The organism is Mammaliicoccus lentus (genome assembly GCF_947036595.1).
Taxonomy (GTDB): domain Bacteria; phylum Bacillota; class Bacilli; order Staphylococcales; family Staphylococcaceae; genus Mammaliicoccus; species Mammaliicoccus lentus.
In genome coordinates, this window is sequence record NZ_OX344834.1 from 1,617,421 (window position 1) to 1,644,416 (window position 26,996).

The 26,996-nt window shown below is 31.2% G+C and carries 24 protein-coding genes; 7 read left to right on the forward strand and 17 right to left on the reverse strand.

Features of this window, described 5'->3' with window-relative positions; all coding sequences use genetic code 11:
• Window positions 1-24: 24 nt before the first annotated feature.
• The 13 genes from ACNMOQ_RS08005 to ACNMOQ_RS08065 form a co-directional block, all read right to left on the reverse strand.
• Window positions 25-843, reverse strand: coding sequence for an MIP/aquaporin family protein (locus ACNMOQ_RS08005; RefSeq protein WP_017000463.1), 819 nt, complete (start codon window positions 841-843; stop codon window positions 25-27).
• 162 nt (window positions 844-1,005) lie between these two features.
• Complete coding sequence (locus ACNMOQ_RS08010; RefSeq protein ID WP_017000464.1) at window positions 1,006-1,539, reverse strand: glycerol-3-phosphate responsive antiterminator; 534 nt, start codon at window positions 1,537-1,539, stop codon at window positions 1,006-1,008.
• A 9-nt stretch (window positions 1,540-1,548) separates the two neighbouring features.
• Window positions 1,549-3,537, reverse strand: a complete 1,989-nt coding sequence (gene mutL, locus ACNMOQ_RS08015; RefSeq protein ID WP_064210906.1) for a DNA mismatch repair endonuclease MutL — start codon at window positions 3,535-3,537, stop codon at window positions 1,549-1,551.
• Between the two features lie 14 nt (window positions 3,538-3,551).
• Window positions 3,552-6,077: a DNA mismatch repair protein MutS gene (gene mutS / locus ACNMOQ_RS08020; RefSeq protein ID WP_064204838.1), complete on the reverse strand. Its 2,526-nt coding sequence runs from the start codon at window positions 6,075-6,077 to the stop codon at window positions 3,552-3,554.
• Window positions 6,078-6,882: 805 nt separating this feature from the next.
• On the reverse strand, window positions 6,883-7,314 hold the full coding sequence (locus tag ACNMOQ_RS08025) for a YlbF/YmcA family competence regulator (RefSeq protein ID WP_064210908.1): 432 nt from the start codon (window positions 7,312-7,314) through the stop codon (window positions 6,883-6,885).
• Window positions 7,315-8,850 carry a tRNA (N6-isopentenyl adenosine(37)-C2)-methylthiotransferase MiaB gene (gene miaB / locus ACNMOQ_RS08030; protein WP_017000468.1) on the reverse strand — a complete coding sequence of 512 codons (1,536 nt, stop codon included), beginning with the start codon at window positions 8,848-8,850 and terminating at the stop codon, window positions 7,315-7,317.
• A 106-nt stretch (window positions 8,851-8,956) separates the two neighbouring features.
• On the reverse strand, window positions 8,957-9,466 hold the full coding sequence (locus ACNMOQ_RS08035; protein WP_017000469.1) for a GNAT family N-acetyltransferase: 510 nt from the start codon (window positions 9,464-9,466) through the stop codon (window positions 8,957-8,959).
• A 12-nt stretch (window positions 9,467-9,478) separates the two neighbouring features.
• On the reverse strand, window positions 9,479-11,323 hold the full coding sequence (locus ACNMOQ_RS08040; protein WP_017000470.1) for an ABC transporter ATP-binding protein: 1,845 nt from the start codon (window positions 11,321-11,323) through the stop codon (window positions 9,479-9,481).
• The gene (locus ACNMOQ_RS08045) at window positions 11,323-13,044 is read right to left on the reverse strand and encodes an ABC transporter ATP-binding protein (protein ID WP_064210911.1); all 1,722 of its coding nucleotides are present in this window, start codon (window positions 13,042-13,044) and stop codon (window positions 11,323-11,325) included. The genes ACNMOQ_RS08040 and ACNMOQ_RS08045 overlap by 1 nt, the downstream gene beginning before the upstream one ends.
• Window positions 13,045-13,139: 95 nt before the next feature.
• A complete protein-coding gene (locus tag ACNMOQ_RS08050) occupies window positions 13,140-13,430 on the reverse strand; it encodes a thiamine-binding protein (RefSeq protein WP_182093895.1) in 291 nt (96 codons plus the stop codon).
• 71 nt (window positions 13,431-13,501) lie between these two features.
• The gene (locus ACNMOQ_RS08055) at window positions 13,502-14,368 is read right to left on the reverse strand and encodes a 2-oxoacid:ferredoxin oxidoreductase subunit beta (protein ID WP_017000473.1); all 867 of its coding nucleotides are present in this window, start codon (window positions 14,366-14,368) and stop codon (window positions 13,502-13,504) included.
• Window positions 14,369-16,126: a 2-oxoacid:acceptor oxidoreductase subunit alpha gene (locus ACNMOQ_RS08060; RefSeq protein ID WP_064210912.1), complete on the reverse strand. Its 1,758-nt coding sequence runs from the start codon at window positions 16,124-16,126 to the stop codon at window positions 14,369-14,371.
• A 106-nt stretch (window positions 16,127-16,232) separates the two neighbouring features.
• Complete coding sequence (locus ACNMOQ_RS08065) at window positions 16,233-17,024, reverse strand: TIGR00282 family metallophosphoesterase (RefSeq protein ID WP_026023702.1); 792 nt, start codon at window positions 17,022-17,024, stop codon at window positions 16,233-16,235.
• Between the two features lie 152 nt (window positions 17,025-17,176).
• On the opposite strand from ACNMOQ_RS08065, the gene ACNMOQ_RS08070 reads away from it, so the two are divergent.
• On the forward strand, window positions 17,177-17,395 hold the full coding sequence (locus ACNMOQ_RS08070) for a hypothetical protein (RefSeq protein ID WP_017000476.1): 219 nt from the start codon (window positions 17,177-17,179) through the stop codon (window positions 17,393-17,395).
• A gap of 300 nt (window positions 17,396-17,695) precedes the next feature.
• Here ACNMOQ_RS08070 and ACNMOQ_RS08075 read toward each other — a convergent pair whose 3' ends face one another.
• Complete coding sequence (locus tag ACNMOQ_RS08075; RefSeq protein WP_239706251.1) at window positions 17,696-18,787, reverse strand: acyltransferase; 1,092 nt, start codon at window positions 18,785-18,787, stop codon at window positions 17,696-17,698.
• Window positions 18,788-19,104: 317 nt separating this feature from the next.
• Here ACNMOQ_RS08075 and ACNMOQ_RS08080 point away from each other — a divergent pair, with 317 nt between their 5' ends.
• Window positions 19,105-19,995: a staphylokinase domain-containing protein gene (locus ACNMOQ_RS08080; RefSeq protein WP_416349660.1), complete on the forward strand. Its 891-nt coding sequence runs from the start codon at window positions 19,105-19,107 to the stop codon at window positions 19,993-19,995.
• Window positions 19,996-20,056: 61 nt separating this feature from the next.
• Here the strand turns inward: ACNMOQ_RS08080 and ACNMOQ_RS08085 are convergent, their stop codons facing one another.
• Entirely contained in the window at window positions 20,057-20,662 is a 606-nt protein-coding gene (locus ACNMOQ_RS08085; protein ID WP_064210915.1) for an FMN-binding negative transcriptional regulator, read from the reverse strand.
• Between the two features lie 167 nt (window positions 20,663-20,829).
• Here ACNMOQ_RS08085 and ACNMOQ_RS08090 point away from each other — a divergent pair, with 167 nt between their 5' ends.
• Window positions 20,830-21,336, forward strand: a complete 507-nt coding sequence (locus tag ACNMOQ_RS08090) for a P-loop nucleotide/nucleoside kinase family protein (protein WP_416349661.1) — start codon at window positions 20,830-20,832, stop codon at window positions 21,334-21,336.
• Window positions 21,337-21,460: 124 nt separating this feature from the next.
• Here the strand turns inward: ACNMOQ_RS08090 and ACNMOQ_RS08095 are convergent, their stop codons facing one another.
• Window positions 21,461-21,775 (reverse strand): hypothetical protein, encoded by a 315-nt coding sequence (locus ACNMOQ_RS08095; RefSeq protein ID WP_017000481.1) that lies wholly within the window; start codon window positions 21,773-21,775, stop codon window positions 21,461-21,463.
• A 243-nt stretch (window positions 21,776-22,018) separates the two neighbouring features.
• Between ACNMOQ_RS08095 and ACNMOQ_RS08100 the strand changes: the two genes are divergently transcribed.
• The 4 genes from ACNMOQ_RS08100 (at window position 22,019) to ACNMOQ_RS08115 (ending at window position 25,231) form a co-directional block, all read left to right on the forward strand.
• Window positions 22,019-22,258, forward strand: a complete 240-nt coding sequence (locus ACNMOQ_RS08100) for a hypothetical protein (protein ID WP_416349662.1) — start codon at window positions 22,019-22,021, stop codon at window positions 22,256-22,258.
• Between the two features lie 62 nt (window positions 22,259-22,320).
• A complete protein-coding gene (locus tag ACNMOQ_RS08105; RefSeq protein ID WP_416349663.1) occupies window positions 22,321-22,539 on the forward strand; it encodes a hypothetical protein in 219 nt (72 codons plus the stop codon).
• Between the two features lie 697 nt (window positions 22,540-23,236).
• Window positions 23,237-24,250 carry an ornithine cyclodeaminase family protein gene (locus ACNMOQ_RS08110; RefSeq protein ID WP_416349664.1) on the forward strand — a complete coding sequence of 338 codons (1,014 nt, stop codon included), beginning with the start codon at window positions 23,237-23,239 and terminating at the stop codon, window positions 24,248-24,250.
• Between the two features lie 18 nt (window positions 24,251-24,268).
• The gene (locus tag ACNMOQ_RS08115) at window positions 24,269-25,231 is read left to right on the forward strand and encodes a threonine ammonia-lyase (RefSeq protein ID WP_416349665.1); all 963 of its coding nucleotides are present in this window, start codon (window positions 24,269-24,271) and stop codon (window positions 25,229-25,231) included.
• An 85-nt stretch (window positions 25,232-25,316) separates the two neighbouring features.
• Here ACNMOQ_RS08115 and rny read toward each other — a convergent pair whose 3' ends face one another.
• Window positions 25,317-26,876, reverse strand: coding sequence for a ribonuclease Y (rny, locus tag ACNMOQ_RS08120; RefSeq protein WP_016998658.1), 1,560 nt, complete (start codon window positions 26,874-26,876; stop codon window positions 25,317-25,319).
• Window positions 26,877-26,996: the final 120 nt, after the last annotated feature.

The following is a 26,996-nucleotide window of genomic DNA, read 5'->3' on the forward strand; positions in this document are numbered from 1 at the left end:
TAAACACTCCTAATATTTTGTATATTACAGAATCTCTGAAGTTTCATCTTTAAGAATTGCTTTATTCAATACTATACCGAATAACACTACAACGACAGTAAAGATGATTGAGAAAATGATAAATCCATTAACGATCCCGTTAAATAAAATGTTATATAAAGCTGCACCAAACATACCACCAGCGATTGGACCTAAAATAGGTACCGGTGAGTATTTCCAGTTAGAATCACCTTTACCTGGAATAGGTAATAACATATGCATAATACGAGGACCGATATCACGCGCTGGATTAATAGCATAACCTGTAGCTCCCCCTAAACTTAAACCAATCGCTACGATTAATAAACCAACTATTACTGGATTTAAACCATCTGTAAATTTATTAGCTCCTATAAATAATAATCCCATAACTAAGATCATAGTTCCAATAATCTCACTTAAGAAGTTTGCGATATAGTTTGGATATGAAGGTCCCGTAGAGAATACTCCAAGCTTCGCACCTTGATCTTCAGTTTTTTTCCAGTGAGGTAAGTAAGAAGCCCAAACGAAACCTGCACCGATCATTGCACCAATCATTTGTGCAATAATAAACGGAATAACTTTAGACCAAGGGAATGATCCATCAATTGCAAATCCTAACGTTACTGCAGGGTTTAAATGCGCTCCCGACACATTACCTACTGCATAAACACCTAACATTACGGCTAAACCCCAACCTAATGAAATAACTATCCAATCAGCACCTTTACCTAAAGTCCCTTTTAGGTTGACGTTAGCACAAACACCGCCACCAAATAAAGTTAATATGGCAGTTCCTACTAATTCTGCCAAAAATTCACTCATATTAAACAACCTCCTATAGATTCTTGCTAATACATAAAAAGACCCCTACACAAACCTATACAAATTCATTGCATAGATATCCACGTAGAGGTCTCATTTACTCATCTCATATATTAACTTACTTAAGAGTATAATACTTAATGAAAACGTTGTCAAATCGACTTACCAAATTTCTGTATCACTTGTCGTTATATACTTTGCACCGCTTTCAATAGCTAATTGTATTTCTTCTTCAGTGTTAATTAAACCACCAGCTATAATACTTTTCCCAGTCTTTTCACTAATTTCTTTTATTACTTTCGCAGCAACTCCAGGTAATACTTCAACGAAATCCGGATCAGCTTGTTTAATCAATTCTATACTTCTACTTAAAGCAGTACTATCCAATATAAATACTCTTAAAGTTGTAAGTGTATTTAACTTTTTAGCTCTTCTAATAACTTTTGTCTTAGTAGAAATAACACCATGCGGTCTAAATTGCTGAATAATATATTCAACAGCCGCTTCATCATTTGATAATCCTTTAATTAAATCTATATGCAGCATAACTTCTTTATCGTTTTTCTTCATTTGATTTAAGATACCTTGTAAATGACCAATATGAGTATCTAATAAAACACATCTTTTATAATCTAACTTAAAAAACTTTTCCATATCTTTCATAGAGCGAATTGCGGGTAATAAATGCTCGTTCATATTATCCTCCTACATTACACGTTTAAATAACTTTTCTAGTTCATAAGTCGTTAATTCTATAATAATTGGTCTACCATGCGGACAAGTGAATGGATCAGTTGTTTCTCTTAACTCGTCTATTAAATGAGCCATTTCATGATTTCTTAAATAATGATTCGCTTTTATAGATTTTTTACAACTCATCATGATTGCCGCATCTTCTCTAAGTTTCTTAATATCTACACGCTCATGTTTTAATACATAATCAATCATATCTTTAATGACTTCTTCTGCTTCAACTTGAGGTAACCATACAGGATATTCACTAACCATATAATCATGATGACCAATAGGTTCTAAAAATATTCCTGCTTCTTTCAATGGTTGAAAGTATTTTTCTATAATCATATGTTCATCTCTAGAAAAATTAAAAGTTAAAGGTAATAATAAACTTTGAGTCTCGTTTGTTACCTCACCAATTTTCTCTTTGAAATACTCATATTTAATACGTTCTTGAGCTGCGTGTTGATCTATCATAAACATACCTGTATCATTTTGCGCGATGATATATGTGCCGTGAACTTGCCCTACTACTTCCATATAAGGAACTCTAGGTTTATCTTGCGTTTCATGTTGTTCAGGTGGCAATTCGTATGTGTCTTGATCGTATTGTGTTTGTTCTGTTTCTTCTCGCAAAATTGGTTCTTCTTTTTCAATATTAAACTCATTTTCCGGATTTTTATTTTCTTGTTCTTCATCTTCTACGTGATGAGCGCCTTGTTCTTCTTGTATATAAGAATTATTCTCTTTCGGTTTAAAATGCCATTGTGATGATGGTTCACTTTTTTCTGTTTCAGAAATAATAGGTTTAGGATCATTTATTGAGTTTGTAAAATTTGGTGTTGTAGGAGAATGATTCTCCGATGATGTTTCTGTTCGATTTTTTGCTTCAAAATCTAAACGTTGTTGTTCAAATATTTCTTTCTGAGATTTCTTTTGTTGATGCTTCTCTAACGAAGTACCAGGTATTAAAGATAATCCTCTAAATGCTTCTTTAATTTTATGATTAATTAAATCGAACAACGACTGTTCTTTTGAAAGTCTAACTTCTAATTTAGTTGGATGCACATTCACATCAACTAAAATTGGATCCATTTCAATATTTAAGTAAACGATAGGATATCGACCAATTGGTAAAAGTGTGTGATAACCTTCAATAATCGCCTTATTTAATACAAAATTCTTAATATAACGCCCATTTATGAATATAGAAATATAATGCCTATTGCTTCTTGTATGTTCTGGTTTACAAACGAATCCGTGCATAACATAGTCTTCAGTTTCACCTTTAATTTCAACTAAATCTTTCGCGATTTTCATACCATATATTTCAGCCATTACTTCATTTGTACGGCCAGAACCATTTGTCGATATGACAGTTTTTTCATCAGAAACTAAGTTAAACGCTATGTGCGGATGACTCATCGCCATTCGGTTAACGATATCTGTAATTTTCCCTAATTCAGTATATAAACTCTTTACATATTTTAATCTTGCAGGTGTGTTATAGAACAATTCACTAACAAGAATATCAGTTCCTTTTTTAGCTTTAGCTGGCTGTTGTTTAATTATTTCTCCATTTTCAACATGGACTTCATGACCTAATAGACCATCTGTACAAGTTTTCATAGTTACTTTACTGACTGAGGATATACTCGCTAAAGCCTCACCTCTAAATCCTAAAGTTCTAATATGGAATAAATCATAATCGTTATCAATTTTACTTGTAGCGTGCCTACCAAAAGCTTTACCGATATCCTCTTCATCTATGCCTGTGCCATTATCTACAACTCTTATTGATTGTATACCTGATTCTTTAATTGTAATGTCAATTTGTGTTGCTTGTGCATCTATAGCATTTTCCAACAACTCTTTAACAACTGAAGCTGGTCTTTCAACCACTTCTCCAGCTGCTATTTTATTGGCTAAGGATAATTCAAGTTCTTTAATTTTTCCCAATGCATTCACACTTTCTATTTAATTTGATTTTGAATTTCTTGAAGTTTAGTTAAAGCTTCAATTGGCGTCATATTCATTAAATCCATAGATTTTATTTGTTTTTCAACTTTTGAAGGTGTTTGTTCTTCGAATAATTGGAAAGATGGCTGTTCAAACGTTTGTTCATTGCGCTCAACACGCGTATTGGATTCTAGTTCTTCTAGAATAACATTTGCTCTTTCGATAATTTCATCTGGTAAATCAGTTAGTTTTGCTACATGAATACCATAACTTTGATCTACTGCACCTTCTTTAACTTTATGCAGAAAGATTAATTCACCTTGGTACTCTTGTGCAGCTACATGTATATTTTTAAGTCCAGATAAAGTTTCGTCCAAATGTGTTAACTCATGATAATGCGTAGAGAATAATGTTTTAGCTTTAGTATTATGATGCACATATTCAATCATGGATTGTGCTAAAGCTAACCCGTCAAATGTAGATGTTCCTCGACCAATTTCATCAAAAATAATTAAACTGTCTTCAGTTGCTCCTACCATTGCTTTTTCAGCTTCTAACATTTCAACCATAAATGTACTCTTACCAGAGACTAAATCATCCGCTGCTCCGATTCTCGTAAATATTTGATCAAATATTGGCAATAGCGCATAATCTGCTGGAACATAAGCTCCCATTTGAGCCATAATGCTAATTATAGCTATTTGCCTCATATACGTACTTTTACCAGACATATTTGGTCCTGTAATTAAATATATAAAACCATCTTGGTTCAAATAACAATCATTTGGCACATAATCATTATGATCCATGACTCTCTCTACAACTGGATGACGAGATGATTTAAGCGATAAAGTTTTATCTTCGCTAAATAACGGTCTTGTATAATGGTATTTTTGAGCTATTTCAGCAAAACTTTGTAAACAATCTATTTCTGATAATAATTTCGCTTGTGCTTGTAACTTTTCAGTATAAGCTTTAACACGTTGCCTTAATTCTAAGAATAATTGATATTCTAATTCTATTGCTTTATCTTCTGCACCTAATATGATAGATTCTTTTTCTTTTAATTCTTCAGTTACAAAGCGCTCAGCATTAGATAATGTTTGTTTACGTTGGTAACCTAATGCATCAGTATCTACACTATTTAAGTTAGCTTTTGTAATTTCAATATAATATCCGAATACTTTATTAAAACTTACTTTTAATGACTTAACACCGGTACGTTCTCTTTCTTTCAACTGTAATTCAGCAATCCATTGCTTACCATTCGTTGAAGCTTCTTTGAATTTATCAAGTTCAGCATTATACCCAGTTTTAAATAAGCCACCTTCTTTAACGGACAATGGCGGATCTTCGACTAAGCTCTCTTCTAAAAGTTCTTCTAAGTCTTCGAGAGGTTCTAAAGCTTTAAATCGATTAACAGATGTTGAATCTAGTCGTTCAATAATTTCTTTAATATATGGAATTTGTTTTATAGAATAATTTAATTGTACGAGGTCTTTCGCATTAACATTTCCATAACTTACTCGACCTACTAGTCTTTCTATATCATACACCATATTTAAATAACTTCTTAATTCATCTCTTTCTATGAAACCATTAACAAATTGTTCTACTGCATTTAATCTTTGTTCTATATCATGTTGTTTGATTAAAGGTCTATCAATCCATTGTTTTAACCTTCTAGCACCCATTGGTGTCTTAGTGTCATCCATTAACCATAATAAAGTACCTTTTTTAGATTTTAATCGGATGCTTTCAGTAAGTTCTAAGTTTCTTTTTGCATAAAAATCCATCTTCATATAGTCTAGTGCACGATATACGACAACGTCTTCTATGTGAGGCATTTCTCGCTTACCATTATCATGTATATAATTTAATAAATATATTAACGAAGTCGCTTGAGGTTTAGACGTTCCTTTTATAACGTCATATTCTCTTTCTTCATAACTTTCAACTACAGTAATCGTTTCAGTAATTAGTTGGATTTGTTTATATAAAGAATCTTGTAAAACTTTATTCACGATAATTTCATTCGGATGTATTGTCGTAATTTCATTGATTAAAGTTGTTTCATCTTCAAAAGATGTTGTCTTTAATTCTCCTGTAGTCACGTCACAATAACTTAAATGAAATTCACCATCTTCTTTAATAAAACTGAGAATATAATTATTCGTTTTCTCATCCATACCTTTTTGTTCCATCACAGTTCCAGGTGTGATGACTTGTACTACTTCTCGTCTTACCATACCTTTTGTTTGAGTTGGATCTTCCATTTGCTCACAGATGGCAACTTTATAACCTTTAGAAATAAGTTTTTCTATGTATCCTGAAGCTGAATGATATGGAACACCACACATAGGTATTGGGTCTTTTTTAGCATCACGTCTCGTCAAAGTAATTTCCAGTACTCTAGATGCTTCAATAGCGTCATCGTAAAACATTTCATAGAAGTCACCTAATCTGAAAAATAATAAAGTATCTTGATATTGAGATTTTATTTTTAAATATTGAGCCATCATTGGCGTTGGTTTAGACATCTTTCTTCACGTTCCTTTATTTAACTTTGGATTCGTCTATTTTATCAAAATTTTCAACAATACACGAGTATGGTTAATTATAATATAATAAATTGCACTGAGACATAACAATTATCTCGAATTTTGTTACATAGGTGAGCATTGCTTTTTATTTACAATGAATAAGAAGAGAGTGACCTCTCTAACGGGCAAGTTTTTTCTAACTAGCTCGTTACATTTTCTAACAGGCAAGTGATTGTAAACAAGCACGTTAGCGGCATATATATCATGATTTAAATGTAATTTTACACATATTACTTACAGTATACTCCTCTAACGGGCAAGTTTTATCTAACTAGCTCGTTACATTTTCTAACAGGCAAGTGATTATAAACAAGCACGTTAGCGGCATATATTTCATCATTTCAATGTATTTTACCCATATTATTTATAGTATACTCCTCTAACGGGCAAGTTTTTTCTAACTAGCTCGTTAGACTTAAAATTCACTTCATATTTCATACAAACACACACTTTCAAAATAACATTATTATAGAAGAGGCTGGGACATTTATATCGGACTCATTCATTATTTAGACATTAGCTGACTGGATTGAAAATACGCTTATACCAAACTTTTTTCAATTCTGATCTCTCTTACCGAGACGGAATTGAAAAATCTTTTTATATAATTTCTGTCCTACTCCTATATAAATAAATTCTCCTAATCTGTTAATTAAAAGTCCAACAGATTAGGAGAATTATTTTGAGCTAAGGATTTATACCAAAACTTGTAAATATATAATTTAGTTATTAAATTATTGTTTTAGTGTGAACAGCTACTAGCATTAGGTGCATTTTTTATAGCTGCACCAGTTTCACCAGTTAATTGGTTACCACCAGTTGATTCAATAATTTCATTTGTAACAGTATGGCTAATTGAATGTGAAACCATTTGCAGAAGTTCATTCACTTCTCCTTGAGCTTCTTTAAATTCACTTACAATCGGCATGTCATCTAATTCTTTTTCGATATTAGCTATTTTTTCTTCTACCATTGCTAAAGCTTTATCTTTACCATAGTTTTGGAAATTAACAGCTTGTTTTTGCAGTGATTTTAAACTTGCCATTTTTTCACGAACAGTTTGGTTTTCGTGAATTTGTGCTTCCGCACGCTTAAAAAATTCAACTTCTTCTGTTTCTGACATCATTTTTCCAAGTTTTCGTGCTTGGTCTAGTATATCATCTTTTGTATACATTTAATGTACCACCTTTTCTTTAGATACAACTTCAACAAATTCACCATTTAATGAATATTGTTTAGCTTCTGTAATTTTAACCTTTACTATTTTACCAATCACATCTTGAGGTGCTTTAAAGTTTACTAATTTATTCTTCTCAGTGTAACCAGCTAATACTGTTTCATCTCTCTTACTTGATCCTTCACAAAGTACATATACTTCTTGACCTTCATAAGGTTTTAATGATTGAGCAGCATATTCACCGACTACTTTATTTAAACGTTGTAATCTTTGTTTTTTCTCTTTTTCTGGAACGTTATCTTTCATTTTAGCTGCTGGTGTTCCTTCTCTTGGAGAATATACATAAGTATATGCATGTTCAAATCCAACTTCGTGGTATAAATCTATTGTTTCTAAAAATTGTTCTTCTGTTTCATTAGGATATCCAACTATTATATCAGTTGTCAATGCTATATCTGGTATTGCTTCTTTTATTTTATTTACAAGCTCTAAATAACTTTCACGCGTATATTTACGCCCCATTATTTTCAAGACTTTATTATTACCAGATTGAACAGGTAAATGAATATGCGGAACAATGTTTCCACCTTCTGCTATCACTTCAATCAATCGATCATCGAAATCCCATGGATGACTCGTTGTAAAACGAACTCGAGGTATATCAATTTTAGTCATATCGTTCAGTAAATCGCCTAAACCATAATTTAAACCTTCTATGTCTTTACCGTAAGCATTTACGTTTTGTCCTAATAAACAAATTTCCTGATAACCTTGTCTAGCCAAGTCTCTCACTTCGGCGATAATTTCTTCCGGCATACGACTACGTTCCTTACCTCTTGTAAATGGAACGATACAATATGTACAGAATTTATCGCACCCGTACATGATATTTACCCATGCTTTAATTCTACCGTTACGTACTTTAGGTAAGTTTTCTATAACGTCGCCTTCTTTAGACCAAACTTCAACAACCATCGCTTTAGACATATAAGCTTCTTCTAAAATTTCAGGTAATCTGTGAATATTATGCGTACCAAAGATCATATCAACATTTTGGTATGATTTTAGTATTTTATTCACTACAGATTCTTCTTGAGACATACAACCACAAACACCTATTAAACAATCTGGTCTTTCTTGTTTTAAATGTTTTAAGTTGCCGATTTCACTAAACACTCTATTTTCTGCATTTTCTCTAATTGCACAAGTATTTAGTAAGATAACGTCAGCATCGTCTACTGAATTAGTCGGTGCAAAACCTAATGCTTGAAAAATACCAGCCATTACTTCTGTATCATGTTCATTCATTTGGCAACCATACGTTCTAATATAGAATTTACGACCTTTCCCCATTCCTCTATGTCGTTCATCTATTTTGAAATCATCATGATATTGAACTTCTGATTTACCTCTTTGCTTAGCGTCCTTTAAGTTAGGAGGTTGATAAACATGCTCGAAATATTTACTATAATCTTTTTCTAAATTAGGTTTCGTCTTCGCATTCGCTCCTTGTTTTCTTTGCTCTTCATTCAATGTCAAAACCCTTTCTGCCCATATTGATTTATCTTTATATTATATTAGAGTTCAACATAAAGTGCAAAAAAGTTAAAGCGCTTTATTTAATTTTAAATGACAATTTTTATAACTTAATCCAATATCTTTTTGTTACATTTTGACTCTCTGAAATATACGGTTTATCTTCTTTACCACCGTTACGTTCAATAACTTTAGCACTGCCAAAGTTATCTTCATCACATGTAATCAACGCATATTCAACAAAATCATTTCTCAATTCCTCTAAAGCGTATTTTAATATAGTCGTTGCATAACCTTTACCTCTTTCGCTACGCCTTACACCGTAACCAACATGACCACCAACTTGCTGTAACCAATCGTTCAATTGATATCGAATATTCGCAGCTCCAACAATGATACCCCTATCTATTAATACAAATGTTTTGGCTCTAACAAAATCACTATTTTTTGGCGGGGTTATGGCTTCTTTTTGCATTTCCAACATGCTATTAAATCCTCCATGATGGCGGACGTCCGTACTCCAAGGAACTATTTTATCATTATTATCGTACCACTCAGATATATATTCATTAAATAGAGGTTTTATATCTTCTTTAATTTCACGAAACTCCATACACATCTTCCTTTACTGTAGTTCTTGAATTTGTTCTTCATCGCCAGCATTTAACATGTGATAGTAAACACCTTGTTTATCAATAAGTTCTTCTTGTGTTCCTGATTCAAGAATTTCTCCATGTGATAATACAAATACTAAATCTGCTTTCTTAACTGTATTTAATCTATGTGCAATGATAATGCTTGTTCTACCTACCATTAAAGTTTCCAATGCTTCTTGTATTTTAATTTCTGTTACGGTATCAATGCTACTTGTTGCCTCATCTAGCAATAATATTTTTGGATCTTGTAATAAACATCTAGCAATTGAGATAAGCTGTCTTTCACCTTGAGAAAGTGAACCTGATTCACCTTTTAGTACTGTGCTATATCCATTTTCTAAATTAATGATGAAATCATGTGCATTTGCTTTTTTGGCCGCTTCTATAGCTTCTTCTTTTGTCGCATTAGGTGTTCCATACATGATGTTATCTAATATCGTTCCATCAAATAAGTAAGGGTCTTGTAATACAACGCCTATTTCTTTTCTTAAAGAAGCTCGTGTAATCTCAGTAATAGATTTTCCATCGATTAAAATTTCACCAGATTCTATGTCATAATAATGTAAAATCAATTGAACGATTGTTGTTTTACCGGCACCAGTAGCTCCTACAAGTGCGGCTGATTCTCCACTTTTTATTTCAAGGGATAAATCTTTAATTGTTGGTGTTTTTTGTTCTTCATCATATCTGAAGTTAACATTGTTAAATTTAATATTTCCTTCAATATTGTTTAAGTCTATAGCATCTTTTGAATCTTGTTCTACAGGTTCATTCATAATGTCGAATACACGTTCCGCACCGGCTATAGCAGACAGTACCGTATTAAATTGGTTCGCTAAGTCCGATAGCGGTCTTGTAAACTGCCTTGCATACTCTGCAAAAATAACAATAACACCAACTGTTACACCGGCAGATTCATTTAAAGCTAATATACCACCTATCCCAGCTACGATAGCAAAACTTAAATTATTTAAATAATTCATTACTTTAGGTATTAATCCACCAAATGTTACTGCCCAAAAGCTATATTCTTTAACATTATCTGCTTTCTCATTAAATGTTTCCATCACATAATGCTCTTGAGAAAAAGCTTTTACAACAGTTTGACCATTCACGATTTCTTCGATATAACCGTTCATAATACCCAATTGTTTTTGCCTCATTGAATACAACACGCTTGTTCTAGCTGTAATCCAACGTAAACTTATGAACATGATAGGTATAATGATTACTGTTAATAAAGTTAATAGTGGACTTAAATACAACATGATAGATAATGTTCCTATTAACGTTACAACGCTTGAAGTAAATTGAATGAATGAGGAGTTTAATACTTGTGACACATTTTCAATATCATTTTGCATTCTACTCATTAATTCACCATGTTGTTTTTTATCAAAGTATGAAACAGGTAACTTTTGAAAATGACTAAATAAATTGTCCCTTAATAAATAAACTGTTCGTTGTGCGATATTTACCATCATATACGAACCTATATAAGAAGTGATGGATAATAAAGTATATACAGATATCAATATAATGATATATTTTAATAATCCATTTAAGTCTTTAGGGATAATTTTTGTATCAATTATTCTACCAATTAAAAATGGCCCTACTAAACTCAATGAAGATGAACATATAATCATGAGTATGACAATGATGAGTTGAACACGTTTTTCATCAATTAAATGCCAAATATTTAATAAAGTTCCTTTAGTATCTCGTGCTCTCTTTTTCTTCTTAGTATTATTTTTAGACATATCATCCGGCGTTATAACCGTTTCATGTCCGTACGGATTTTTAATGCCCATCATGTATTCACCGCACTTTCTTGGCTGTTAGCAATCTCATTATAAAGTTTAGATGATTTTAATAATTCTTCATGATGACCTATTGCTTCAATATGACCATCTACCAATAACATAATTCGATCTGCTGTTTTAGCTGTAGAAATTTTTTGAGTAACAATCAGTTTAGTTGTATCTTCATGTTCAAGTGCATCCCATAAAGCTGATTCCGTCTTCACATCCAAGGCAGAAGTAGAATCATCAAGTATTAACACACCAGGTTTCCTTACAAGCGCTCGAGCAATAGAAAGTCTTTGTTTCTGACCACCAGATAAAGTAACACCTTGTTGTCCAATCATCGTTTCATACTGATGATCAAATGCTTCGATAGAATTGTGTATTTGTGCTTTTTGAGTAGAAGTTTCTAACGTTTCTAATTCGGCATTCGGGTCTCCGAATTGCAAGTTTTCATATATTGTTCCTGAGAATAATAATGCAGTTTGTGGTACATATCCGATAGCGTCTCGTAAATCTTCAATTTCCCAGTCTTCTACATTCTTCCCATCTAAAAGAATTTCTCCTTGTTTAGTTCTATAAATTTTCGGAATTAAACTCAGTAAAGTAGATTTTCCTGAACCTGTAGAACCCATAATAGCGAAGGTTTCTCTCGGTTCAACTTCGAAGGAAATATTGTGAAGTACCGGTTTATTAGCGTTTGGATAAGTAAATGAAACATTATTGAATTTAATACTATAAGCATGATTTTCCACTTTGTGACCGTTCTTTTCTAATACCCATTCATCTGATGGAGTAGTAAGCACTTCTTCTATTCGATCACTGGAAGCCTTCATTCTACTTAATGTCATGATAAGAAATGCCAACATACCAAATCCACCTTGCATTCTCATACCATAATTGATGATTGCGACCAGTTTACCAACTTCTAGAGTTGAACTATTAACCATATCGGACCCAAACCAAATGACAGCTAATATACTCGCATTAATAATAAATAGTAAAGATGGATTAATCAATTCCATTAGTCTTAAAGCGTATGTATAATTATGTCTAATGTCCTTTATTTTTTCTTTAAATTGATTAATTTCTTGGTGTGATGTCTGACTCGCTTTGATCAATCTAACAGCTTCAAGATTTTGTTGGAAAAATCTATTCATTTCATCAAATTTTCTTTGTATCTTAGTAAATAATTTAGAACCCGTGCGCGCAATAAAGAATATTATTATAAATATAAATGGCGTTCCAATCACCAAATAAAGCGCTAGCCTAGGTTCAACTATAAAGCTCATTACGATACTTCCAATAATCATCAAAGGGGCTCTTAACATGATTCTTATAGACATATATACTGCTGTATCACAGTTATTAACATCGCTTGTGAGCCTCGTAATTAAACTAGAAGTTTTAAACTTCTCTAATGTTGCCAATGAAAAAGTTTGAATTTTACTAAATTGTGCAGTTCTTAAATCATATGCAAAAGTTTGACTAACATGGCCAGCTACAAAACTATTCCATATCCCAGACACTAAAGCTACAAGACCTGTAACAAGCATAATGCCTAAATAAAGATAGACGTGGTTTAAATCATTCTTTAAAATACCATTGTCTATTATTTCAGATATAAAAATAGGCTGGATTAATTCTACTGCTAATTCTATTAACATTAATATTAAACCTAATATAAACAGACCCGTATACGGTTTAATATATTTTAATACAGTTCTCATATCTTTCGTCCCCTTTACTCCTTAAACCGATATAATATAATACATTTCTCCTTTATATTTATAATAAATAACGTTCATTCATTAAACTATCTTAATTAAGATTTATATTTATCCGTTAACGTATCCATCATGATGCCTTCGGGAACGTGATAAAACTTCACTTGAGATATAATGCTTTTACATTCCAACTCAACCATGCGCTCATTAATTTGTTCTATTAAAATTAGGCAAGCATTCATATCCCCTTCAATAGTAGTTTCTAAAGGATTCACTTGATACTTTAAACCAGAATCATCTATTATTCTTATTGCTTCATCAACTAAAGGTATTACCCCTGTATCTTCGTGCTCTGGAATAATTTGAATACTCATTAATGTATTTGTCATTTGAAAATCCCCCTTTTTATTAAAAAAAGCTCATAGACAAACTATGAGCTTAAAGTGTATTCATTATATAATTATTTAAATTGAGAAACAAGCTCTTCAAATTGGTTTTCTTCAAGCTTCAATGATTTTTTAACTAGTGGTGTTTCATCAAGTTGTTCTAATTGTTGTTCATATGATGGAGTTTCTTTATCTTGATATATAATACCTGTAATCATAGATTCTTTATCCATCACTGTTTGTATTGCTTGATTTTTATTTGAAAAATCATAGTCCTCAATATCAGCTAATTTAGTTAAATTCTCTTTAAACCAATCATAAGTATTTATTTTGTTGTATGTTACACATGGTGAAAATACGTTTACAAATGAAAATCCTTTGTGATTGATTGCTTCTTCAATTATATGTGTTAATTCTTTGATGTCGCTTGAGAAGCTTTGCGCTACAAAAGTAGCACCTGATGATAATGCTAATTCTAAAGGTGCAACGTTTTGTTCAATGTTACCTTTAGGTGTTGTTTTTGTAACAAAACCTTTAGCAGAACTTGGTGAAGTTTGCCCTTTAGTTAATCCATAAATTTGGTTATCCATGATGATATAAGTCATATCCATATTTCTTCTTAAAGCATGAATAGTGTGACCCATACCTATAGCAAATCCGTCTCCGTCGCCGCCTGAAGCAATTACTGTTAAATCTTTATTAGCCATTTTAACACCTTGTGCTAAAGGTAATGAACGTCCGTGAATTGAGTGTAGACCATATGAGTTTACATAACCACTCAAACGACCCGAACAACCTATACCTGTAATAATGGCAACTTCTTCTGGTTCCAATCCTACATTTGCTGCTGCTTTTTGAATCGCTGCTTGCACAGAAAAGTCACCACAGCCTGGACACCAGTTTGGTTTAACATTATTTCTAAAATCTTTAAATGTTGCCAATTATATCAACTCCTTCATATTACTTGCGATTTCTAAAGCTTTATCTTCTATTTCATGCGGTAAGAATGGTGTACCGTCATATTTTGTTTGGTTAATAATTTTACCTTGATGATTTACATTCATTTTGATAATGCTAGATAGTTGTCCTTGGTAATTATGCTCAGCTACAACTACTTTTTTAGCTTTATTAAAGGCTTCTTGTACAGCATCAGTAGGGAATGGATGTAATTGTCTAATTTGAATATGATTAACTTTTACATTTTGCTTATCTAATCTTGTAATTGCTTCTTCGATTGCTCCTATAGTAGAAATGAATCCTACATATAAAATATCCGCTTCATCATATTTTTCATTAGATTTAACTGGTTCATCGATTAATAATTGAGCTGTTTTACGCATACGTTTATCCATTTGTAATTGTCTGTTTTCAGCACCTTCAGAAGGTTTTCCTTCTTCGTTATGTTCAACACCTGTCACATGGTGAATACCACCTTTTGTACCAGGAAGAACACGTGGAGAGATTCCAGAATCAGTCAATGCATAACGTTTAAAGTACGCCTTATCTTCAGGTGTTTCCATGTCTTCTTCTATTAGAGCGCCTCTACGAATTTCAATTTTGTCATAGTCTAATGATTCAACGGTTTGTTTACCTAAAGATAATTGTAAATCTGAAAGTAATATAACTGGACATTGATATTCTTCAGCTAAGTTAAATGCTTCTATCGTTAAATAAAACGCATCGCTTGCGCTTGTTGGTGCTATTACAATTTTCGGAATATCGCCATGAGTACCGTAAATCATTTGCATTAAGTCAGACTGTTCTTGTTTAGTTGGTAAACCAGTTGATGGCCCACCGCGTTGAGTATTAACGATTACTAAAGGTGTTTCAGTCATTCCTGATAAACCTATTGATTCCATCATCAATGATAAGCCTGGACCTGCAGATGATGTAAATGAACGTACACCAGCATAGTTAGAACCAATTGCCATTGTACATGCAGCAATTTCATCTTCAGTCTGTATAACGGCGCCACCTAATTCTGGTAAACGATCAATCATGTACTCCATAATTTCTGAAGCTGGCGTAATAGGATAAGCTGCCATAAATCTAACTCCAGCTGCTACTGCCCCTAAACCAATCGCGTCATTACCTATCATAAATAAATGGCCATCAGAGTCATTCTTCTCTAAAGTATGTTCACTTTCTAATGAATCCATTTCTTCTTTCATTAATCTATAACCTTCATTTAACGCTTGAATGTTTAAATTAACGACACTTTCGCCTTTACGACTGAATAAATCACTGATTAATGATTCAAATACGTCTGTATCTAAATCCATGACTGCACAAGTAGAACCTACAGCTACCATGTTCTTCATTAACGCTGTTCCTAATTCTTTAGCTACGCCTGTAAACGGTAAGCTCACTAATTGTGCTTTACTATCTTCTGGATTTTCAGGTTTTGCTTTTGCATCGGCAATGATAATACTGCCTTTTTGCATTTCGTGATAGTTCACATCTATTGTTTCTTGGTCAAATGCTATTAATATATCTAAATCATCACTAATCGCTCTTACTGGCGTGGATGATACTCTTATTTTATTGTTTGTGTGTCCGCCTTTGATTCTACTAGAAAAATGACGGTATCCGTATAAATAATATCCTTGACGGTTCATAGCAGTTGCGAATATTTCACCTGTTGACTCAATTCCTTCGCCTTGCTGTCCGCCAACTTTCCATGAAATTTGTGATTTCATCTTATGGCCTCCCCCATATAATATCTCAATTCACATCATACCAAAAAAATCCCTTTAATCCTATGAAATTAAAGGGTTTTAACAAAAATCATCCTAATGGACGATACTATTCAAATGGATGATCATCGTTTATTAATATTCTTTGAATTTTTTTAGCTTTTCCATCTTGAGTTAAATCAACAACCACACCTGAAAGTACTTTTCGACCTTCATTTGGCAAGTTATGACGTTGAGGTAAACTCGTAATAAATCTTTCAATAACCTCATCTTTATTAATGCCAAGAATACCGTCGTAATATCCAGTCATTCCAACATCTGTAATATATGCTGTACCTTCATTTAAAACACGTTCATCAGAAGTTTGTATATGAGTATGCGTACCAACAACTGCACTAACGCGTCCATTTAAATACCAAGCCATCGCATTTTTCTCAGAAGTTGTTTCTGCATGAAAATCAACAAAGATAAACGGCGTTATTTTAGATGCTTCTTCTATTAATTCATCAGCTTTTTTAAAAGGACAATCGATAGCAGCCATAAATGATCGACCTTGCAAATTGATAATAGCAACATCTTTATCGTTGACTTTAATGATTCTCATACCAATTCCCGGTGCCTCATCAGGAAAATTCGCAGGTCTTACCATTCTATTCGCTTGACCTATAAATTCGTAAATTTCCTTCTGACCGTATGTATGATTACCCATCGTCATAAAGTCTGCGCCCATACGTAAAATTTCTTTATATATTTTTTCAGTTATTCCTTTACCATGTGCAGCATTTTCACCATTAACAATCGTTAGTGTTGGTTTGTATGTTGCTTTAATTTTAGGTAAATATGTTTCTAATTGTTCTCTACCTAATTTGCCTACAATATCACCTATAAATAAAATTCTCACTACAGTCATCCTCTCTATTACTCTTTATATTCTAATGGAAAACAAAATATTTTAAAAGTAATGATTATTAATTTATAATATAGGGTATACGTTACAAGAGCGTTATTTATATAGTAACGTATCAAAAAATTAATAGGAGTGTTTATTTAAACATGGGAATTGATATTGAACCCGAAAAGTTTGCAGAACTAGTGGTTAAAGCAAATCCATCCGTACACGAAGAGGCAGAAGATATTGCCAAGGATAGTTTGGAGTTATACGTAACAGCTTTTAAATTAGCTGAAAAATACGGTAATTGCGCGATAAACTCGCACGAAACTTCAAATGTATTAAAAGAAGCATTAGATTTAGAGTTGAACTTAACGAATTAAAAATAAACATGAAAAATGAAAACGAGACTAGGTATAGATTATCCTAGCTTAAATAAAACAGAGTCGATTATCTTATTCATTTAAGAATCGCCTCTGTTTTTTAATTTGTATAAATTATAAAATCGTTATAATGACTTAAATAACTCTTCCCAATATTGTTTAACTTTATCTCTACTAAATCTACAGATTAAATTGCGAACTATATTATAGAATGTCTATATTTCGAGTATATTTATTAAGAGCCCCTCAGTTCAAAAAATATAATTTTTGAACTGAGGGGCTCTTAATGTCATTTTATTCTTAAATTTCTGTTTCATGCTTTTTATTGGATAATTTACTTAAAGATACGCTATTTTGTTTCTTAGGTATAGGAACTATAAATGTAGCAAATGGTAATTTGCTTATTCCATAAACTAATAAAACTGATAATGATAAAACAAATAAATAAGAAAAAACAAAAGTAGATGTATTACCCATTATTTCAACATACGGTATTTTTCTATAAAACATTATAATTATTATATGTACTAAGTATATTCCCATAGAATAATTACCAATTGTAGTTAATATATGTACCAAAACTTGATTACTTTTTATTTTTCTATAAAACAAAATTAATCCAATTATAAAAAAGGGCGTGTATACAATAATAGATACAGTGTTAGAACTAAATAAGCTATCTAAATTAATACTCGCAAGAAGATCAATAAATAATATAGTTATGATAATATATAAATATTTTTGATATCTTGTTATTAAATCGTTTATTTCACTATAATATTTAGCGTATACAATACCGAGGAAAAAGAATGAAATCCAATTCAATACAAATGACCTACTATTTATAAAAGTATTTATCATTTCAATTTCAAAATTAAAAGTCCCTCTTCCATATATCAACCATAATATATTAACTATAGTAGCTATTAAATAAGCATATATCAAAGAAGGTCCTTTTTTAACTCTATGAACAACAGGAAAAAGAATATAAAATTGTATAACTACTAAAATAAAATATAAATGAGTTTCAGCAACACCAAATAAATAATAATCTTTAATAGGTCGGTCTATTGCATAGAATATATTAGTGAATATTGCGCTTAATAATAAATAAATCGTGGTCCAAATTAAATAAGGCATGAAAATTTTTGTGAATCTAGATTTTACAAAATATTTTATATCAAACTTTCTTCTAATTGTAGAGCTCGTTAATAAAAATGCACTAATTACTGCAAATACAGGTGTTCCAAGTCTCGAAATTTGATTGAAATAACCCAGTAAATCGTCTACGATATGACCTTGTGAGTAATAAAGTCTCGATGTTATATGTACGCCAAGCACCATCATAGTAGCAACAGCTCTAATTATCGGAATTTCTTCAAAGTACTTCAATATAAAGCTCCTTTTTACAAAATTAACAAAAATAATATTATTATATATTTATATCACAAACGTAAATAAAAATCATCTATTTTATAAATAAAAAAAATCTTTTTAACAAAAGTTTTTTTATATCAGTATATTGATAATTTTAATTAGCACTAAATTTTAACAACTACTAATTTAGTATAAATTTTTTCGAAATCTATATAAAATCATTTTATATGAGTCTGTTAGTTGTTACAAAACTGTAAATTATTTGTAATATACAAATAATAACAATATTTGGTAAATGTGTTATTATATTAAAAAAACAAAGAGGTGTTTATATGAAAAGTTTCAAAAAAGTAATGATTTCTCTAGTTGTTGGCAATATCGTTATAACTCCCTTTATTACTTCTAATGTAGATGCTATGGAGCCACCTTCATTTAAAGTTGGCGGTAGAAAAGATTATCAAGAAATTCAAGGTACTCATTTAATGGTGAATGTTACTGGGGTGGATAAGAAAGGTAACGAAATTCTTGTTCCTGGCTTTATAGAATTCCCTTTAACACCTGGTGAAGTATTAACAAAAAAAGATATTTTAAATTATGTTCAAATTGCAATAGATGCAAAGGCTGCAGATGAATATCGAGTGGTAAATTTAGCGCCTAATTCGAAAATTGAGGTATCATATAGTAATAACAAGTCTGATATATTTCCTATAACAGATAAAGGATTTGTTATTCCTGATTTAACTAAGCATATAGAAAATCCTAGTTTCAAATTGATTACTAACGTAGTTTTAGAAGAAAACTCTTCAACTGATAATAATCAAGTATTTAGTAAATCCACAGAAGTTTCGATAGAGCATTTTGTAAAATTTTTAAAACGCGATAATGAATCAAATATATTATTACCTATCAATACAGGAAGAATCACAAATTTAAAAGAAAAACATCATGTTGGAGATAAAATTACTGAAAATGACTTATTAAAAGCTGCTGAACTAGAGTTTAAAAAGACTAAAGAATATAAAGAAGGTTATCGAATAGTTAAAAGATTAAATGCTAATGTTATAGAAAATGGTGTCAGTTCTAGAATTCTATATGATTTTCAAGATAATAAACCATTTAATTATACAATATCAGGTAAAAGACAACCTGCTAAATTACATACAGATGGTTTGTCAGATACTTATTACATTTCTAAAAATGGAGACGATTATCCATTAAATTAATAGATTTAAGAAAGTGGGACTACGAAACCTTATAGAAAATTACGGTTTCTACCCCACTTCTTTAATATTTTTCTATTTCTTCTGCTAAATTTTTATCTAGATCACTTTCAGTATTATTAAGATGTATGACAATGTTCTCTTTATCCGTTTCACTACGATTTTGACTTAACTTATATGCAGCTTCTAATTTATCTACTTTTACTTTGAAACCCACTATACCTTTTATTTGTTTTTTTGTCTGATCAGATAAATTTTCCCATGTTGCCCCACCTCTATGTTCACTTTCATACTTATCCAACAAAACTTTTAAATCTTCTTTTAACTGGTGTTCATTTAACAAGACACTTTTCCCATAAACATGTATGCTTTGATAATCCCATGTCGGTACATCCTCAGTTTCATACCATGTTGATGATATGTATCCATGTGGCCCGTGGAATATAATGAGTACATCCTCGTTATTGTCCATTGTTCTCCATTGCTTATTGCCTCTAGCAAAATGCCCAGATATAAATAAAGCATCATCATGCTCATTAATAATTACTGGTAAATGTGTTGCAATAGGTTTTAATTCATCAACAGTAACTACAGTCGCAAAATTATATTTAGTCATAAAATTTTTAATTTCTTGATAATCTTTCATTTGATAATGTTTTGGTATGTACATCGGAATGCTCCCCTTTACAGTTCAATTAAACACACATTTTACACTTAATTTTAAATACCCTATTCAACTATTGTCAAAGCTTTTAATACAAATAAATAATCTATGCTACACTTTAGAGTATAAATTTAAAATATTGATAATATCAAATGATGAAAAGAGGTATGTAGATGAATAAATTAGGATCTTTGTATTTCTTTACAGGTAAAATGGGGGCTGGAAAATCAACTACAGCAAAAAAATTAGAAATTAATAAAAACGCTATTTTATTATCTGAAGATGATTGGTTATCTCAACTTTATCCAAATGAAATAACAACATTTGACGACTACTTAAAATATTCAAAATTAATAAAGCCTTTATTAAAAGAACACATACAACGTATTTTAAAAGTTGGCAGCAATGTAGTATTAGACTTTCCAGGAAACACAAAAGCACATAGAAGCTGGTTACTCAGTATAGCGACTGAAATTAAGGCAAATCATGAATTAATATTTCTTAATATAGATGACGAGAAATGTTTAGAAAGAATAAAAAAGAGAAGTATTGAAGAACCTTCAAGAAAGAATTTTGATACAAAAGAAACGTTTGAATACGTATCTAGCTTTTTTGAAGAACCACTTCTCTCAGAAGGATTAAATATAAACGAAATAAAAGGGAGCGGGACAGAAATCTAGTTGTATTTAATAAGATTTCTTAGCCCTACCGCTAATAGCGACTAGTATTGAAAAAAGCTTGATATAAGCGTATTTTTAGTCTATTCAACTACTGCCATAACAAAATAGAGTCTGGAACAATTGTTTATGTTCCAGACTGTTCAACTTCTAAAGATAAAATCTTTTTCTTGTTTTCACTCAAAATATCAAACTTATCTTTTGAATTTTTATCCGAAGTAAAAACATCAAAAGAATCATTATAAATGCCCTTAGCAGTATCAGTATTCTCTTTTGAAGTACTTGAATAAATTGTACCAATTTCCTCTAATAAATCAGCACTTTTTCTATAATAAACTAAATCTTCTTTATTAGCTTCAATTTCAATAAGCGCATCTCTAATACCGTATCGTAGCGCACAGTATAAAGCTATAGCCGATACAAATATGTATACAAAAACCACTTGATACCCTCCTCTTTTAAGCCTGCAAAATAACCTTGCATTATCAAAGTTTTAGATCAAACTAAATTGCTAATATAGTAACACTTATAATGTTATCACAGATATCTAGTACATATTAATAAGTTAAACTTTATGTTTAATTTTTATCTATAACGATTACTTTAGTAAATTAATATCGTTTTATAGTATAATATACTTAAATGTAAAAAAATGGATATATAAACTATGAAAGGAGAAAGTACTATGAACGATTACATTACTAAAGAAACTTTTGAACAAATGGAAAAAAGAATAGATGATAAATTTGAGCATTTATCCGATAAAATAGATGATTTATCTAAGATTATGGAAAATAATATGAAACTCATGGAAAGTAATGTGAAATATCAAATCTCTGAAATTAAAAATATTCAATTCAAATGGTTCATTGGGACAATGATAGCTATTGCTTGTGTAGCTGGAAAAGTTTTTGGGTTGTATTGATTATGTGTTTTTTATGAGAGTTATAAAATTAATAAATTATAATGACGAAAGGAGAAATCAGTATGAGCGATTACATTACTAAAGAAACTTTTGAACAAATGGAAAAAAGAATAGATGATAAATTTGGACATTTATCCGATAAAATAGCTGATTTACCAAAAATCATGGAAAATAATATGAAATATCAAATCTCTGAAATTAAAAATATACAATTCAAATGGTTCATTGGCACAATGATAGCTATTGCTGGTGTAGCTGGAAAAGTTTTTGGGTTGTATTGATCGTTTATTTCTTTTTTAATTCATTCTAAAGAATAGCTATTATTCCAGTTAATCAATAATTAACAAAAAGTTATTTATCTAACATCTAGTAAGAGATAAAGCAGTATTGTTGATGCTATAATTTTAATTGAGTAAAAAGCCTTACATTTTCGTGACACCTTTCGAGCCTCGAATTGGTATGGAAATGAGGTGGTAGCATGGATATTAATATTAACATCAACTTTGATTTTACTGTCGTAATAACATGGTCAGTTAGTATAGCATTTACTATTGTATATGCCCTATATCGTGCTATTAAAGGAAAGCAAAAAATAAGCTAACTATACGCCAATATAGTTAGCTTTAACCTAAAAAGGTTCGTTTGGTAATCACAACCATACTTGTGAGCCTTTACTCAATGGATAGTCGTCAAGTTACGTGGGCTTGATGGTAATTTTTATCACACCCTCCAAAATAATACTGTGACTCTTTGAAGTGTGAATTTCTTAAATTTAATAAAATAACAAATTCATAGCAATTTACAAAATTATTATAATCAATTATACTATTAATAATTAAATAGATGTGCTGCTATTATCCCCGGGTAAAAGCATTTAAAGCACCGAAAATTTATTCCATTAGGGCCTGTTTTACAGGAGGAATAAATTTTCGGTGCTTTTTATTTACTTCTATTTAAAACTTTAAGGAGTGGTTTCTATTGGTAAAAATAAAATCTTTAGATAGTGAATCTTTAAAACTGTTACTATCTATTAATGACATTATTCAAATTGTCGAAAATGTATACAAAAGTAAAGCGTGCAATTCAACTATGACATGGCCAACTATATTTTATGAATTTCAAAAAGGAAAAGCAGATATGGATATTAAATCTGGATATATTCAAAATGAAAATATTTTTGGTCACAAAACAGCAAGTTGGTTTCAAGAAAATGAGGTTAATGGATTACCAACTCTAAATGGTTTAATAACTATTTATAATGCAAAAAATGGTATACCAATTGGGATTACTGGCGCTGAATATATAACTGGTATAAGAACAGGTGCTTCAAGTGCTGTTACTATAAAGCATTTAGCAAATAAAACTTCTGAGGATTTACTAATTATTGGTTCAGGTAATCAAGCATTATTTCAAATAGCATCAGCTGTTACAGTATTACCTAATTTAAAAAACATAAGAGTATACAGTAGAAATATTGAAAAAACAAAACTTTTAACATCAAATTTAAAAAAGAATTTAAAAGAAAACTTTAATATTTTTATCGATGATATTGAAATAATCAATGTAATTAATTTAAGAGAAAACGTAGAAAGTAGTGATGTAATAATTACAATCACACCATCTAAAGAACCATTAATCAAAAAAGAGTGGATTAAAAAAGGTACTCATATTAGTTGCGTTGGTGCTGATATGCCAGATAAACAAGAGATTGATCCACAGATACTAAAAATCGCTAAGGTATATGTAGATGACTTAGAACATTGCATAAAATCCGGTGAAATAGAAAAAGCTATAAAAAAAGGTACAATAACTGCCATAAATATTTATGGTACTGTCGGAGAAGTAATTATAGATAATATACGAGGGAGAACAAGTCAAGATGATATAACTGTTGTTGATCTAACAGGAATGGCTTTACTAGATATCGGAACTGCTTATCACGCACTTAAATTAGCCAATCAAAATAACATTGGGACAACAATAAATATTTAATAAAGGAGAGAAACATTTATGACATTTAATTTTCAAGACACAAAAGATGCCTATAATCGTATTAAAAGCTATACAGTAAAAACACCTTTAGAAGAGTCTTTTTACTTAGGAGATGATAATAAAAAATATTTTTTTAAATTAGAAAGTTTTCAAAAAGTAAAGAGTTTTAAAATTAGAGGAGCGCTCAATAAGATGCTTACTTTAAATAATGAAGAAAAAAAGTCTGGTGTAGCAACAATTTCTTCTGGTAACCATGGAAGCTCAGTAAGTTATGCAGCAAAATTATTAGGAATAAGAAACGTGAAAATTATTGTTCCGGAATCTACACCACAAAGCAAAATTGATAAAATTGAATACTTTGGTGGAGAAGCCATTCTATTGGGCAAAAATTATGATGAAGCAAATTCATTAGGGATGAATTATATACTAGAAAATAATTTAACTTATATAGACGCTTACTATGATGACCCATATATATATGGTGGTCAAGGTACAATAGGTATTGAAATTTTGGAACAAAACCCTGATATAGATACAATTGTTGTACCTATTGGCGGTGGCGGTTTAATTACAGGTATAGCTATAGCTGCAAAACATATTAAACCAGATATTAAGATTATTGGTGTACAAACCGAAGCATGTCCTGCAATGATTAAGTCCTACCAACACAATACATTTTATGAAGAATACCCTAATACAGATACTCTTTGTGATTCTCTCATAGGTGGAATAGGAAAACTTAGTTATAAATTAGCAAAAGATTATGTTGATGAATTTTTAATAGTATCTGAAAATGGCATTGCTAAAGCGGTAAGTTTTATGGCTAAACAAGAAAAGTTTATTGCTGAAGCTGGTAGTTGTACTACAATCGCTGCAGTTAACGAATACCCAGAAAAATTTTCAGGAAAAAATATTGCATTAGTTATATCTGGCGGTAATATTGATGGTGAAATTTTAACAAATATTTTACGTAATCACTAATTTTAAAACGACTACCTTTTTTTCATTACAAACCACAAAAAATCCTACAACCATTTTGGTTGTAGGATTTTTATTTCAATAATTATTATTTTGCGTATTCAGTTGCTCTCATCTCCCGGACAACTGTCACTTTAATATGCCCTGGATATTGTAATTCACTTTCTATTTGGTCTTTAATACCTTTTGCTATTCTATGTGCTTTTAAGTCATCAATATCTTCAGGTGATACTATTACTCTAATTTCTCTACCTGCTTGAATCGCATATGCTTTTTCAACACCGTCATAGTCTTCAGATATTTCTTCTAATCTCTCTAGTCGTTTAACATAGTTTTCTAATGTCTCACGTCTAGCTCCTGGTCTAGCAGCGCTTAATGCGTCTGCAGCAGCTACGAGTATAGAGATGACTGATGTCGGTTCTACATCCCCATGATGTGAGTGTATTGCATTTATGACTGTATCATGTTCATGATATTTCTTAGCAAGTTCTACCCCTATTTCAACATGGCTGCCTTCAACTTCATGATCGATAGCTTTACCAATATCATGTAATAAACCTGCACGTTTCGCTAATGTTTCATCTTCACCTAATTCAGCTGCTAACATTCCTGAAAGTTGTGCAACTTCTATAGAGTGTTTCAGAACACTTTGACCGTAGCTTGTACGATATTTCATTCTTCCTAATATCTTAACTAATTCTGGATGTAAGTTATGAATACCTAATTCAAAGGTAGCTTGTTCTCCTGATTCTCTCATCAAGTCATCTACTTCTCTTCTTGCTTTTTCAACCATATCTTCAATTCGACCTGGATGTATACGTCCATCAGATACTAAATTAGTTAAGGCTGTCTTAGCAATTTCTCTTCGAATTGGGTCAAAACCAGATAATATTACTGCTTCTGGTGTATCGTCTATAATCAAATCTACTCCTGTTAATGTTTCTAAAGTACGTATATTTCGACCTTCACGACCGATGATACGTCCTTTCATTTCATCGTTTGGTAAATTCACGACTGATACTGTTGATTCTGAAGTATGATCTGCCGCTAATCTTTGTACTGTAGTAGCTAACAGTTCTTTTGCTTTCTTATCAACATTTGATTTAAGTTCACGTTCTTTTTCCTTTACAAGTACGGCAATATCATGTGACAGTTCTTCTTCGACTTTTGAAAATTGCTCTTTACGAGCTTCTTCGCGTGTCAATCCGGAGATGCGTTCTAGTTCTTGTTCATGTTTCGTTATTATGTCTTGAACATTACTCTCTTTTGCATCTACCTGTTGTTGTCGCTCTTCAATTTTAGCTTCTTTGTTTTCTAGAATTTCATCTTTTTTGTCTAAAAGATCAGATTTGCGCTCTAAATTTTCTTCTTTTTGAAGTAATCTTGATTCTTGTTTTTGTAGGTCACTTCTTCTCTCTCGAATTTCACTATCAAGATGATCTCTAATTTGTTGATTTTCTTCTTTTGCTTCTAGCAATTTCTCTTTCTTTAGGCTCTCAGCTTCTTTGTTCGCTTCACTTAAAATATAGTGAGCTGACTGACGAGCTTGATCTTGCTTTTTCGTTAAGCTATTTTGTGCGAAAAAGTATCCTACAACAACACCTAGAATAACTCCTAGCAAAATGAGTAAGAGGGTTAATAAGTCCACATAAACACCTCCTTCTATCTAGGTTTTTACGTCTTATATATACAAAAATATGATTAAATGAAACTATGGAATCATACAACTCAATTGTACGTTTAAATTTGTACAAGTGTCAAGGACATC

Excerpts from the sequence above, each read along its gene's own strand:
- ACNMOQ_RS08070 (WP_017000476.1), top strand. The coding sequence starts at position 17,177 with ATGGGAATTGATATTGAACCCGAAAAGTTTGCAGAACTAGTGGTTAAA.
- ACNMOQ_RS08040 (WP_017000470.1), bottom strand. The coding sequence starts at position 11,323 with ATGGGCATTAAAAATCCGTACGGACATGAAACGGTTATAACGCCGGAT.
- ACNMOQ_RS08100 (WP_416349662.1), top strand. The coding sequence starts at position 22,019 with ATGAACGATTACATTACTAAAGAAACTTTTGAACAAATGGAAAAAAGA.
- ACNMOQ_RS08005 (WP_017000463.1), bottom strand. The coding sequence starts at position 843 with ATGAGTGAATTTTTGGCAGAATTAGTAGGAACTGCCATATTAACTTTA.
- ACNMOQ_RS08060 (WP_064210912.1), bottom strand. The coding sequence starts at position 16,126 with ATGAAATCACAAATTTCATGGAAAGTTGGCGGACAGCAAGGCGAAGGA.
- ACNMOQ_RS08035 (WP_017000469.1), bottom strand. The coding sequence starts at position 9,466 with ATGGAGTTTCGTGAAATTAAAGAAGATATAAAACCTCTATTTAATGAA.
- ACNMOQ_RS08050 (WP_182093895.1), bottom strand. The coding sequence starts at position 13,430 with ATGACAAATACATTAATGAGTATTCAAATTATTCCAGAGCACGAAGAT.
- ACNMOQ_RS08115 (WP_416349665.1), top strand. The coding sequence starts at position 24,269 with ATGACATTTAATTTTCAAGACACAAAAGATGCCTATAATCGTATTAAA.
- ACNMOQ_RS08105 (WP_416349663.1), top strand. The coding sequence starts at position 22,321 with ATGAGCGATTACATTACTAAAGAAACTTTTGAACAAATGGAAAAAAGA.
- ACNMOQ_RS08080 (WP_416349660.1), top strand. The coding sequence starts at position 19,105 with ATGAAAAGTTTCAAAAAAGTAATGATTTCTCTAGTTGTTGGCAATATC.
- ACNMOQ_RS08045 (WP_064210911.1), bottom strand. The coding sequence starts at position 13,044 with ATGAGAACTGTATTAAAATATATTAAACCGTATACGGGTCTGTTTATA.
- ACNMOQ_RS08090 (WP_416349661.1), top strand. The coding sequence starts at position 20,830 with ATGAATAAATTAGGATCTTTGTATTTCTTTACAGGTAAAATGGGGGCT.
- ACNMOQ_RS08085 (WP_064210915.1), bottom strand. The coding sequence starts at position 20,662 with ATGTACATACCAAAACATTATCAAATGAAAGATTATCAAGAAATTAAA.
- ACNMOQ_RS08025 (WP_064210908.1), bottom strand. The coding sequence starts at position 7,314 with ATGTATACAAAAGATGATATACTAGACCAAGCACGAAAACTTGGAAAA.
- mutS (WP_064204838.1), bottom strand. The coding sequence starts at position 6,077 with ATGTCTAAACCAACGCCAATGATGGCTCAATATTTAAAAATAAAATCT.
- ACNMOQ_RS08010 (WP_017000464.1), bottom strand. The coding sequence starts at position 1,539 with ATGAACGAGCATTTATTACCCGCAATTCGCTCTATGAAAGATATGGAA.